Here is a 12,545-nt window from a genome sequence, read left to right as displayed (position 1 = left end):
GTTAGACAGTCTCATTATCTGGTAGCAGTTTACACAGCACCGGATCGTTTTTGATACGCTCCAGTTCCTCCTGCACAATCTGCTTCACCTCTTCCTTGATGCGCCGGTAGTTCGCCTGCACCGTTTCCTTCATGCGGTCGTTGCCGTCCTCGTCCGTGAAGTTTGTAATGACGGGAATTTTCTTGTAGGCACTTTCTTCCCGTTTCACCTTTTCGGCATCCACCACAATCTCGCAATGAAAAATCTTCTGCTCGATACGCTCGTTGAAGTTGTCGGATACAGAACCGACAAACATTCCCTGCGTAAGCCCGGAAATCTTACTCGGTGGAATGAGCGCGTCCATCTGCGTGTTGATGGAGGTGGAAACATCCTGCCGGTTGATGGAGATGGACTGCCGTTTCTGCAACACCTTACCGAACCGCTCGGAGAGCGTCTTGGCTGTTTCCCCCACCACCTGACCGGAGAAAATATTGCCGACAGTGTTCATCACCACTTTCGCCTCTTTGTCCCCGTAGTCACGCACTAACTGGCTGAAATCCTGAAAGCCCAGACACACGGCAACCTTGTTGCTTCGGGCGGTAGCTATAAGATTGTCCAACCCTTTGAAGTATATTGTGGGCAACTCGTCGATGATGACCGATGACTTCAGCATCCCCTTCTTGTTGATGAGCTTCACGATACGGGAATTATACAGACCGAGTGCCGCACCGTAGATATTCTGACGGTCGGGATTGTTACCCACGCAGAGGATTTTCGGCTCTTCGGGATTGTTGATGTCCAGCGTAAACTCGCTGTCTGACATCACCCAGTAGAGCTGCGGTGAAATCATCCTCGAAAGCGGGATTTTTGCCGACGCTATCTGACCCATGAGCTGCTCCGCAGCCCCTCCAAGCCACGCATCCATGAACGGCGAAAGGTAGTTCTCCAGCTCCGGATAAGAGGTCAGTATCGGAAATATATCCTCGTAACGGCGGTTCAGAAACTCGATAGCATGGGGAAACGTGCAAAACTTCCCGTTCTGATAGATTTTGAGATACCAGATAATACTGGCAAACAGAATGATAGGTGACTCCACGAAGAAGTCGCCCTGCTTTTGCACCCACGTTTTATTGAGGTTGAGCATTATTGTGTAGGCACTCTCATAGGCATCCGTAATATCTTCCATAAAATCCGGGTGAATGGGATTGCACCGATGAGAGCGTCGCGGGTCGTCGAAGTTGATCACATAGAACTTCGGCTTTACCTTGTAGCCGTCCGGGTGGTTCAGCAAATGGTTGTAGGCAATAGTAGATAGGTCGGGATACTTGAAATCGTAGATGTATTGACTAAAGCCCTTTTCAATCTGTTGCTTGATAAAATTGTTTACCACGGCATAGGACTTGCCGCTGCCCGGCGTACCCAACACGATGGACGCACGGAAGGGATTAACTACATTGATCCAACCGTTGTTCCAGCGTTTCCTGTAATAGAAACGTGTCGGCAGATTGACCGAATACTCGCTTTCGATAAGCCTCGTTTCCTGCATGAAACTCTCGTTCTCGTTGTTGAAAACATCCTCCATCAAATTGTGTTTCAACAGGCGGCTCATCCACAGACCACCCATCAACAGGCAGACATAGCCCGTTCCAATGGTAAGGACATACAGTCCCGTCACCGCTTCAAGCGGCAGCGGCAGGGGCAGCAACCACCAGTTCAGGAAAAACAGCACGAACCCGACGGCAAATGCTGTCCAGATTCTCCCCCAAGTGATTTTCTCACCCTTGACACCCTTCGTACCCAGACAGGACAAGGCAAGCAAAAGGACGGAAAACAGCTTCGTGTAGAGAATGGAATGGAACAGCCCCGCCGTGCGGTCGAAGTTCAGAAGGATTTTGTCCACCACGCCGATGTTCACGCCCCACAGCCGGATGGCTTCGTAGCAGAACCAGTACACGTTCATGACCACTAAAATGATACTCACGGCACGCAGAAAATCCATGATTTTCGCCAATGCCCTCAAATCGTCTTCTTGTTGTGACATACATTGATTTTTTAATTGTTGATACTCTGATTACATACCCAAGCCCTTGCGTTTTTTCTTCTTTTTGCGCTTCATCGCCCGGATGAAAGCCTCTTCCTCGGCATCTACCGCCGGACCTTCGGGAGTGAGCAAGCCCATACCGCCCGATATATCTTCACTGTCGTAGGCGGTCTGCCCGTGTGCCTTGTCCGCAGCATCCACAGGGATGGATAGCGGTATCGGCGGTTGTCCGGCGTATGGCAGGGTGAAGTGTTCCTGCAAGGCATTCGCCGAAAGCTCCTTACCCATGCGCGAACCGTTCAGCACGCATCCCGTGCGGTGGTCGATGAAGGTAGCCCCATAGATGCGCCCTTCCTCTGTGTAGCGCAGTACGGTGTCGATGCCCTTCTCTTTGAGTTGGGATACAAATTTGTCCTTGTCATAAGTGCCTTGCAGCACGGAAAGGACGGTGCGTTTCGTCATGTCTGCCAGTTTCCTATCCTTGATTTCCGATTTGGAACGGACAAACTTCTTCTGTACGGCTTCATAGCCTGCGGACTTCCCGAAAAGCGAGGATTTGAACGGGTTGCCCACCTTGTTACCCTTGTCGTCCGTGACGGAATAGACCAGCCCGTGATACTCCCGTCCGCGCACGTTGCCCCTCGCTTCCTCCACCGTCATATTATATAAGGAAAGGAGCGCACGGTATTCGCCCATCGTCTGGAAACGGTACTGCCCATTCAGAGCCTTCACGGTGTTGCCTACCTGCTTCTTCACATCACCTGCCGATGCGGCCACCTTGCGCAACGGATTATCCAATCTCTGATTTTTACGTTCTGCCGGATGCAATCCGTACTTCTGTTCCAGTTCCCTGCGGATACGGTCGCTGCGGCGGTAGAGAAAATCCCGGTTGAGCCTTTTCCCGTTCTCGTCCACGTTGACCGTCACGATGTGCAGGTGGTGGCGGTCGATGTCCTCGTGCTTGAATACAAGATAAGGCTGGTTTCCGAAACCGAGTTTTTCCAGATACTCGCGGGCGATATTCTGCAACTCAATATCGGTCAGCACATCCTCCGGGTGCGGGTTGAGAGAGATATGCACCACCGGCTTCTCGATCTTCATCTGCGGTGGCAGGAAGGTGAGAAAACCCTCCATCGCCTTGCCTATGTCCACCGTTCCCGAACCGTCATTGTAGATGCGGTTGGTGGTGAGAAGCCGCCCCTGCGCCTCGTTAATCTTCTCCCCGTTGTAGGCAATCGCGCCGTACAACGAACTTCCTACACTGATTTTTGCGACCATTTTGCCTCCATTTCCCTTGAAAGTTCCACAATCCGGCGGCTCAGTTTCACGAGTTCGACGGTGTGTTGCTCTAATTTGTAGAGCAACGCCATCGCCTTTTTCTCTGAAAAATGCAGCCTCAGTTCCTTCACGACTTGGTTGTAATTCGTACCCACGGCACGGAATTGTGCATGAAAATCCGACAGTTTGGTGTAATAGTCCACCAACGTCTTGTCCACCTTCAGCACCTTGAACGGTTGCCCGAAGAAGTGCGCTTTGAGGAAAACAGACCGTGCATAGACACCCGATTTTCCGAACATGGCGAGGAAACGGTTGTGTTCCTCCTCGTTGAAACGGACGGTGTACCGGTACACCGCCGGATCAAGTTTGGGATTTCTCCCTGATTTGCTTTTCCTTTTCTCTTTCATATTACTTTGGATTTAGCGGATTGACGGCATAAGCCGCCGCTTCGGATTACAGCACCGCAGTTCTGAAAGGCTTCCCGACTTCGGAGGGAAAGCCCGCCCCCTGCAAGGGCAAGTGCTTTTCGTGGCTGCTCAAAATATTTTGAGCGGCTGAAAAGACATCTTGCTATGTTCCGGCGAACATAAAAATCCGTCGGGGACGGATTGGGGGAATGCCTTTCAAACTCCGGGCTGCGCCACCTGCGGCGAACCCTGCCGTTCGGGTGCAAAGTTACGCCCTTAAAGCGGTATCGGACAGAGGCTTGACCCGGACAGTCAGTGCCAACCGGCGCAACATGCCGCCACTTGCCGGGGAAGTGGTACGGATTCAAAAATATCCTTGTTTATTTGCAGCATGATTCAAGAAACGAACGATTTGAAGATATGAAAAATGAGGCTTTCAAATACCCGGCAAACCGCTTTGGCGGCTATTTGCCTGACCGGATACCCGAACCTTCGGATACCCGGCTTTCCAATGACGCGGTGATTCACGGATTCAATGACTTCATGACGCAATGTCGTCATTCACCAGTTATCCGAATCCCTGCCTCACCGTTGAAGCGGATACGTGACGAACCGGACAGGCGGAGATTCGCTGACGCGGATATACATGTCACCGATTCCGTATCGGAGCAGGAAAACAATTCATCAACCATTAAAACCAACAGAACCATGAGTAATGAAACATTCGTTGCATTCGCAACACAGAAAGGGGGCATCGGCAAATCCACCGTCACGGCACTTTCCGCCAACTACCTCCACAACGTGAAAGGACACAATGTCGCCGTCATGGACTGCGACGCCCCGCAACACAGCATACACGGGTTGCGTGAACGTGAAACGGGACTTATCGGCGGAAGCCTCTATTTCAAGGCACTCGCGTGTGACCACTTCCGCAAGATAAGGAAGAACGCCTACCCGGTCATCGCAAGCGACGCCCTTAACGCCCTCGATGATGCCGAAAGGATGCTTGCCGCAGAAGAGGTGAAACCCGACGTCGTGTTCTTCGACATGCCGGGAACCCTGAAAAGCAACGGCGTGGTCAAGACCCTCTCGCAGATGGACTACATCTTCGCGCCCATGAGTGCCGACCGTTTTGTCGTGGAAAGCACCCTGCAATTCGCCGTGATGTTCCGTGACAACCTCATGACGACGGGACAGGCGAAAACAAAAGGGCTGTACCTGTTCTGGACGATGGTGGACGGCAGGGAGAAGAACGGGCTTTACGACCTGTATGAGGATGTGATCGCCGAGATGGGGCTGCCGGTGCTGTCCACCCGCCTGCCCGACAGCAAGAAGTTCCGGCGCGACCTTTCGGAAGAGCGCAAGAGCGTGTTCCGCTCGACCATCTTCCCGATGGATGCGTCCCTGCTGAAAGGGAGCGGCATCCGTGAGTTCTCGGAAGAGATAAGCCGTATCATCAGACCTCAATAATCATGGGCAGCAGGAAAGTGAACACCGAAGGCATCGACGAGGAACTGTTGATAGCCTCCATCGGCAGACGCAGGCAGGACGGGATCCTGTACCACGCGCAGGAGCCGCCCGCGCCTGCTCCCGAAGAAGAAAGCGTCCCGGAAACGGAACCGCCGCCCGTGCAATCCACGGCAAAAGAAAAACCGCAGAGGGACACCGTCCGCCGCAAACGGCAGGAGGACGACTATTCCGGGCTGTTCCTCCGCCGCAACGAGATAAAGACGCGCCAGTGCGTCTATATCAGCCGCGATGTCCACAGCAAGATTCTCAAAATCGTGAACGACATCGCCGGACGTGAAATCTCGGTAGGCGGCTACGTGGACACCGTGCTGCGCCAACATCTGGAACAGCACAAGGAGAAAATAAACGAACTGTACAAGAAACAACGTGAAGACTTGATTTGAATATGGAAAAGAACCAGAAAAACAGAAGTCCGCAGCATGACGGCGGCGGTATGCTTGCCCAAGTGCAGGCGAGTGTGGAAATCCTCTCTCCCGTGCCGTTAGGCGGCAAATGCGGTGAGAAGGACTATGAACGGCTGTTCATCCGTGAAGCCGAAGTGAAGGCACGCGAGGGAAAGATGGCGTATGTGCGCCCGGAGTATCACGACCGCATCATGCGTATCACCCGTGTGATCGGGCATGACCGGCTGTCGCTGTCCGCCTACATCGACCATGTGCTTACGCACCACTTCAACCAGTGCGAGGAGGCGATAAAAAGCCTTTACGCCCGGAATTACGACGCAGTATTTTAATCCTCAAAAAGTAACAGACATGAAAGGAAAGAAGAATGATTATCGCGCCTTCCTGAAAAAATCAGGAATCAAGGCGAGAGAGGGAAAGCAAGTGTACATCAGTTTGGCAAACCACAGCGTGATAACCGAAATCACCTATTTATTAGGTAAGGGAAACCTGACCATCGCCGACTATCTGGACAATGTGCTTAACGAACATTTCCAGACACACCGTGCCGAAATCAACCGTATGTTGGATTCAGTCCCCAAAGTAGAGCTATGAACATGACTATGATTCTGCTGACCGTATCGGTCGGCTGCAACCTGTGGTTCCTGTTCCTGCTCCTTTATGACAGGATCATGGAAACCAGACTTGTCCGCTTCCTAAGAAGCATAGCCGGACTGTGGCGGTCGTTGGGCGGCACGGCTGCAAAGCCCGAAACGGCAAGGGTAACACCGCCCGCAGAGACCCCAGCGGACATCATCGGCAAGAGCCGTTTCAGGATGGCATCGACCCGGACAACCGCTGCCATACCGACGCAAGAAGCCGCCACTTCGGAAAAAGGCATTGAGCTGACGGAGGAAGAGGCTACTTTTGACGACGGAAACACGGAAACCGTATCCCGTCCCGCCCAAGTCCCGGAGGATAAACTCGACGAAACCTTCACGAGCCTCACGCCTTCGGAACTGGAGTTCGGGGAGGACGAGCCGGAGGAAGAAACGTCCGACGCACCGAGGGCATCCGGAAGCAGCTTCGACGAGATAGACGATGCGGTCAGAACCGCCAAGAACCCGGAAGCGACAACGACGGAACGGGAGCGGGCGGCAAAAGTCTTCACCGACATGGAAGGGACGGAGCTGTACGAGAAGCTGATGACCGGCTCGTCTGAAATGAGCATCCGCATCAAGGGGCTTATCGAAATCCGGCTGAAGAAACCGAAAAAGGATTTTGTAGTCCCGGACAATATTGAGGACTTCGACATCCGCAACTATGTATAACGAGTAAAAAAGAATGAAAATGAAAACGTAAGACGGCATCACCCACGCGCACGGCAGTACAAGGTACAGCCGGTCCGCAACGGACACACCCAAGTCCGTAGAAACAAACGGGCAATCCACTAAACCAAAGTAAAGTAACCGAGTATCAACTGCCCGACAAAGGACCATCCACTCTTTTGACGGCAAAAACAAGAACAGTTTATGAACAAGAACATCAGACAAAAGTTTATCCTCTCTGCGGCACTTATGATTGCCGCAACCGCCTCCGCCTTCGCACAGGGAAACGGCATCGCGGGCATCAACGAAGCCACCTCTATGGTGAGTTCGTACTTCGACCCCGGCACGAAACTCATCTACGCCATCGGCGCGGTAGTCGGGCTTATCGGGGGCGTGAAAGTATATGGGAAATTCTCGTCCGGCGACCCCGACACCTCCAAGACTGCCGCCTCGTGGTTCGGGGCGTGCATCTTCCTGATTGTCGCCGCCACCATCCTGCGCTCATTCTTCCTTTAATAAACGATGTATGGCTGAATACCCGATAAACAAGGGTATCGGCCGTCCGGTAGAATTCAAGGGCTTGAAGGCTCAGTACCTCTTCATCTTCTGCGGAGGTCTGCTGGCTCTCTTCGTCCTGTTCGTCATCCTCTACATGGTCGGCATCGACCAGTGGGTATGTATCGGCTTCGGCGTGGCATCGTCCTCCGTCCTCGTATGGCAGACCTTCGCGCTGAACGCCCGGTACGGCGAACACGGGCTTATGAAATTAGGGGCAACAAGGAGCCATCCCCGATACCTTATCAACCGGCGGCGGATCACCCGATTATTCAAACGGAAACGAAAGGAAGAAACGACATGAGGAATACATCCAAAATGACAACACTGGAAAACAAGTTCCCGCTATTGGCGGTGGAACAAGGCTGCATCATCTCCAAAGACGCCGACATCACGGTGGCTTTCGAGGTGGAGCTGCCGGAGCTTTACACCGTGACGGGCGCGGAGTACGAGGCGATACACGGCTGCTGGTGCAAGGCAATCAAGGTGCTGCCGGACTTCTCCGTCGTCCACAAGCAGGACTGGTTCATCAAGGAGAAGTACACGCCGGAACTTCACAAGGACGACATGAGCTTTTTAAGCCGCTCTTTCGAGCGTCACTTCAACGAGCGTCCGTACCTGAAGCACACGTGCTACCTCTACCTGACCAAGACGACGAAGGAGCGTAACCGGATGCAGAGCAATTTCAGCACGCTGTGCCGTGGGCATATCATCCCGAAGGAGCTGGACAAGGAAACCGCCGCGAAGTTCATGGAGGCTGCGGAACAGTTCGAGCGTATCATCAACGACAGCGGCTTTGTCAGGCTGCGCCGCCTCTCCACCGACGAGATTGTGGGGACGGACGGCAAAGCCGGACTGATAGAGCGTTACTTCTCGCTCATGCCCGAAGGCGACGCCACGTTGCAGGACATCGACCTCTCGGCACGGGAAATGCGCATCGGCGACAACCGCCTGTGCCTGCACACCCTGTCCGACGCGGAGGATCTGCCCGGCACGGTGGCTACCGACACCCGGTATGAGAAACTCTCCACCGACCGCTCGGACTGCCGCCTCTCCTTCGCATCCCCGGTGGGGCTGCTGCTCTCCTGCAACCACATCTACAACCAGTACGTGATTATCGACAACAGCGAGGAGAACCTCCAAAAATTCGAGAAGTCCGCAAGGAATATGCAGTCGCTCTCGCGCTATTCGAGGAGCAACAGCATCAACCGCGAGTGGATAGACCGCTACCTGAACGAGGCGCACTCCTACGGGCTGACCTCGGTGCGGGCGCACTTCAACGTCATGGCGTGGAGCGACGACGCGGAAGAGCTGAAACACATAAAGAACGACGTGGGCAGCCAGCTGGCAAGCATGGAGTGCGTGCCTCGCCACAACACCATCGACTGCCCGACACTCTATTGGGCGGCTATGCCCGGCAACGCGGCGGACTTTCCGGCGGAAGAGAGTTTCCATACCTTCATCGAACAGGCGGTGTGCCTCTTCACGGAGGAAACCAACTACCGCAGTTCGCTCTCGCCCTTCGGCATCAAGATGGTGGACAGGCTCACGGGAAAACCGCTGCACCTCGACATCAGTGACCTGCCGATGAAGCGGGGCATCACCACCAACCGTAACAAGTTCGTATTAGGTCCTTCGGGCAGTGGCAAGTCGTTCTTCATGAACCACCTCGTGCGACAATATTACGAGCAGGGCGCGCATGTGGTATTGGTGGACACGGGAAACTCCTATCAGGGATTGTGCGAGATGATACGGCGCAAGACGGGCGGCACGGACGGCGTGTATTTCACCTACACGGAGGAGAAGCCCATCAGCTTCAACCCGTTCTACACCGACGACTACGTGTTCGACGTGGAGAAGAAGGACAGCATCAAGACGCTGCTGCTGACGCTCTGGAAGTCGGAGGACGACAAGGTGACGAAAACCGAAAGCGGGGAATTGGGCAGTGCCGTGAGTGCCTACATCGAGCGCATCAGGGCAGACCGGAGCATCGTCCCCTCGTTCAACACCTTCTACGAGTACATGCGCGACGACTACCGCCGGGAACTGGCGGAGCGTGACATCAAGGTGGAGAAGGAGGACTTCAACATCGACAACATGCTCACCACCATGCGGCAGTATTACCGGGGCGGACGCTATGACTTCCTGCTCAACTCGGCGGAGAACATCGACCTGCTGGGCAAACGGTTCATCGTCTTCGAGATTGACTCCATCAAGGACAACCGCGAACTGTTCCCGGTAGTGACCATCATCATCATGGAAGCCTTCATCAACAAGATGCGGCGTCTGAAAGGGGTGCGGAAGCAGCTTATCGTGGAGGAGGCTTGGAAGGCTCTTTCTTCGGCAAATATGGCTGACTACCTGCGCTATATGTACAAGACGGTGCGTAAGTATTTCGGTGAGGCAATCGTGGTGACGCAGGAGGTGGACGACATCATTTCCTCGCCCGTCGTCAAGGAGAGCATCATCAACAACTCGGACTGTAAAATCCTGCTCGACCAGCGCAAGTACATGAACAAGTTCGACCAGATTCAGGCGTTGCTCGGACTGACGGAGAAGGAGAAGTCGCAGATACTCTCCATCAACATGGCGAACAACCCCTCACGGCTCTACAAGGAGGTGTGGATAGGCTTGGGCGGCACGCAGTCGGCGGTCTATGCCACCGAGGTCAGTGCTGAAGAGTATCTGGCGTACACCACCGAGGAAACGGAAAAGGTGGAGGTGTACCGTCTGGCAGAGCAATTGGGCGGTGACATCGAAGCCGCCATCCGGCAACTTGCCGAAAGGCGGAGAAACAAGCAATAAGTAATCAATAATCAGTAAAACAGATTTATCAACAAAAAAAGAAAAGCGTATGAGCATATCAAGAATGAAGATGCTGCAAGTCAGCAAGTGTTTAATCGGGCTGGCGGTCATGGTGCTGCAATCCTGCGACGTGGCGGAGAACCGCCGCGACCTGCTGTGCGGAAACTGGGAAAGCGTGGAGGGCAAACCCGACGTGCTTATCTACAAGGAGGGAGAAGCCTACAAGGTGACGGTTTTCAAGCGGAGCGGCATCCGCCGCAGGCTGAAGCCGGAAACCTACCTCTTGCAGGAGGAGAACGGCAACCTGTTCATGAACACGGGATTCCGCATCGACGTGGCGTATAACGAGGCTACCGACGTGCTGACCTTCTCACCCAACGGGGACTACGTGCGTGTGAAGCCGCAGCCGGAAACTCCGGCAGAAAAATAAGAACCGCTAAAATCCAAAGAAACATGAGAACAAGAATAACATTCGTCATCTGCCTGTGCCTGCTTTTCGCGGGCAGGGCTTCCGCCCAATGGGTCGTGAGCGATCCGGGCAATCTGGCGCAGGGCATCATCAACGCCTCGAAGAACATCATCCATACCTCGAAGACCGCCACGAACATGGTGAACAACTTTCAGGAAACGGTGAAAATCTACGAGCAGGGCAAGAAGTATTACGACGCCCTCAAATCGGTGAACAATCTGGTCAAGGACGCACGCAAGGTGCAGCAGACCATCCTGATGGTGGGCGACATCACGGACATCTACGTGACCAGCTTCCAGAAGATGCTGCGCGACGACAACTTCACGGTGGAGGAACTCGGAGCCATCGCCTTCGGCTACACGAAGCTGCTGGAGGAATCAAACGACGTGCTGACGGAGCTGAAGAACGTGGTGAACATCACCACGCTCTCCATGACGGACAAGGAGCGCATGGACGTGGTGGAACGCTGCCACTCCAAGATGAAGCGTTACCGCAACCTCGTGAGCTACTACACCAACAAGAACATCAGCGTGAGCTACCTGCGTGCGAAGAAGAAAAACGACCTCGACCGCATCATGGGGCTGTACGGCAGTATGAACGAAAGATACTGGTAGCCTATGGAGTTCGACAACCTTCACCAGATTCTCCGCTCGCTCTACGAGCAGATGATGCCGCTGTGCGCCGACATGGCGGGCGTGGCGAAAGGCATCGCCGGGCTGGGCGCGCTCTTCTATGTCGCTTACCGGGTATGGCAGTCGTTGGCGAGAGCCGAACCGATAGACGTCTTCCCGATGCTCCGCCCCTTTGCCGTCGGTCTGTGCATCATGTTCTTCCCTACGGTGGTGCTTGGCACGATAAACAGCGTCCTCTCGCCCGTCGTGCAGGGTACGGCGAAACTGCTCGAAACGCAGACTTTGGACATGAACAAGTACCGGGAGCAGAAGGACAGGCTGGAATACGAGGCGATGGTGCGCAATCCCGAAACCGCCTACCTCGTGTCCAACGAGGAGTTTGACAAGCAACTGGAGGAATTGGGCTGGTCGCCCTCCGACATGGTGACGATGGCGGGGATGTATATCGACCGGGGGATGTACAAGATGAAGAAGGGCATCCGCGATTTCTTCCGCGAGATACTGGAACTGATGTTCCAAGCCGCCGCCCTCGTGATAGACACCATCCGCACGTTCTTCCTTGTGGTGCTGGCGATACTCGGTCCGATAGCCTTCGCCATATCGGTGTGGGACGGCTTCCAAAGCACGCTCACGCAGTGGATATGCCGCTACATTCAGGTCTATCTGTGGCTGCCCGTGTCGGACATATTCAGCACCATACTCGCCAAGATTCAGGTGTTGATGCTGCAAAGCGACATCGAACGGATGCAGGCTGACCCGAACTTCTCGCTGGATTCGAGCGACGGGGTGTACATCGTCTTCATGATAATCGGCATCATCGGCTACTTCACCATCCCGACGGTGGCAGGCTGGATTATCCAAGCCGGAGGCATGGGAAGCTACGGTCGCAACGTGAACCAGACGGCAGGACGAGCCGGAAGCATGGCGGGCAGCGTGGCGGGTGCTACCGCAGGCAACATGGTCGGACGTGCCGGGAAACTGCTGAAATAGAGGCTGAATTACGGGAGAGGCATCCGCATAAAAGTAACATACGTATGTAGCCTGTCATGACATACGTATGTAGCAGCCTGTTACATACGTATGCAGCGGCTCATTACATACGTATGTGGTAACCCGTTACATACGTATGTGGCAAACGACC

Annotated in this window: 14 protein-coding genes; 11 read left to right on the top strand and 3 right to left on the bottom strand. The window is 54.2% G+C overall.

The genetic code is table 11. The features are described 5' to 3' along the window. Position 1: 1 nt before the first annotated feature. From mobC to mobA, 3 genes are read right to left on the bottom strand one after another with little or no spacing between them, the layout of a single operon-like run. Positions 2–2,020: a conjugal transfer protein MobC gene (gene mobC / locus EJL04_RS00550; RefSeq protein ID WP_004291482.1), complete on the bottom strand. Its 2,019-nt coding sequence runs from the start codon at positions 2,018–2,020 to the stop codon at positions 2–4. Positions 2,021–2,050: 30 nt separating this feature from the next. Then, positions 2,051–3,298, bottom strand: a complete 1,248-nt coding sequence (gene mobB, locus EJL04_RS00545; RefSeq protein ID WP_004291483.1) for a conjugal transfer protein MobB — start codon at positions 3,296–3,298, stop codon at positions 2,051–2,053. After that, positions 3,277–3,705 carry a conjugal transfer protein MobA gene (gene mobA / locus EJL04_RS00540; protein ID WP_004291488.1) on the bottom strand — a complete coding sequence of 143 codons (429 nt, stop codon included), beginning with the start codon at positions 3,703–3,705 and terminating at the stop codon, positions 3,277–3,279. The genes mobB and mobA overlap by 22 nt, the downstream gene beginning before the upstream one ends. Before the next feature lie 420 nt (positions 3,706–4,125). On the opposite strand from mobA, the gene EJL04_RS00530 reads away from it, so the two are divergent. The 11 genes from EJL04_RS00530 to traJ all read left to right on the top strand — a co-directional run bounded on the left by EJL04_RS00530 (position 4,126) and on the right by traJ (position 12,394). Further along, positions 4,126–5,175, top strand: coding sequence for a ParA family protein (locus EJL04_RS00530; protein ID WP_075316682.1), 1,050 nt, complete (start codon positions 4,126–4,128; stop codon positions 5,173–5,175). 2 nt (positions 5,176–5,177) lie between these two features. Beyond that, entirely contained in the window at positions 5,178–5,618 is a 441-nt protein-coding gene (locus EJL04_RS00525) for a DUF3408 domain-containing protein (RefSeq protein ID WP_005850519.1), read from the top strand. 2 nt (positions 5,619–5,620) lie between these two features. Beyond that, the gene (locus EJL04_RS00520) at positions 5,621–5,968 is read left to right on the top strand and encodes a DUF3408 domain-containing protein (RefSeq protein ID WP_005850496.1); all 348 of its coding nucleotides are present in this window, start codon (positions 5,621–5,623) and stop codon (positions 5,966–5,968) included. 19 nt (positions 5,969–5,987) lie between these two features. Then, complete coding sequence (locus tag EJL04_RS00515; RefSeq protein ID WP_005850494.1) at positions 5,988–6,230, top strand: DUF3408 domain-containing protein; 243 nt, start codon at positions 5,988–5,990, stop codon at positions 6,228–6,230. After that, positions 6,227–6,946 (top strand): hypothetical protein, encoded by a 720-nt coding sequence (locus EJL04_RS00510; protein WP_005850492.1) that lies wholly within the window; start codon positions 6,227–6,229, stop codon positions 6,944–6,946. Before EJL04_RS00515 ends, EJL04_RS00510 begins: the two co-directional genes overlap by 4 nt. Positions 6,947–7,147: 201 nt before the next feature. After that, the gene (locus EJL04_RS00505) at positions 7,148–7,459 is read left to right on the top strand and encodes a DUF4134 domain-containing protein (protein WP_005850490.1); all 312 of its coding nucleotides are present in this window, start codon (positions 7,148–7,150) and stop codon (positions 7,457–7,459) included. 10 nt (positions 7,460–7,469) lie between these two features. Then, a complete protein-coding gene (locus tag EJL04_RS00500) occupies positions 7,470–7,802 on the top strand; it encodes a DUF4133 domain-containing protein (RefSeq protein WP_005944155.1) in 333 nt (110 codons plus the stop codon). Beyond that, positions 7,799–10,303 (top strand): TraG family conjugative transposon ATPase, encoded by a 2,505-nt coding sequence (locus EJL04_RS00495; protein WP_005850488.1) that lies wholly within the window; start codon positions 7,799–7,801, stop codon positions 10,301–10,303. Before EJL04_RS00500 ends, EJL04_RS00495 begins: the two co-directional genes overlap by 4 nt. Before the next feature lie 49 nt (positions 10,304–10,352). Continuing rightward, on the top strand, positions 10,353–10,733 hold the full coding sequence (locus EJL04_RS00490) for a DUF3876 domain-containing protein (RefSeq protein WP_005850486.1): 381 nt from the start codon (positions 10,353–10,355) through the stop codon (positions 10,731–10,733). A gap of 23 nt (positions 10,734–10,756) precedes the next feature. Further along, a complete protein-coding gene (locus EJL04_RS00485; RefSeq protein ID WP_005850484.1) occupies positions 10,757–11,386 on the top strand; it encodes a DUF4141 domain-containing protein in 630 nt (209 codons plus the stop codon). A gap of 3 nt (positions 11,387–11,389) precedes the next feature. After that, the gene (gene traJ, locus EJL04_RS00480; protein WP_005850482.1) at positions 11,390–12,394 is read left to right on the top strand and encodes a conjugative transposon protein TraJ; all 1,005 of its coding nucleotides are present in this window, start codon (positions 11,390–11,392) and stop codon (positions 12,392–12,394) included. Positions 12,395–12,545: the final 151 nt, after the last annotated feature.

The organism is Prevotella marseillensis (genome assembly GCF_900625065.1).
GTDB lineage: Bacteria > Bacteroidota > Bacteroidia > Bacteroidales > Bacteroidaceae > Prevotella > Prevotella rara.
Note: the sequence above shows the minus strand (reverse complement) of the source record. Positions and strands in the feature narration are given on the sequence as shown.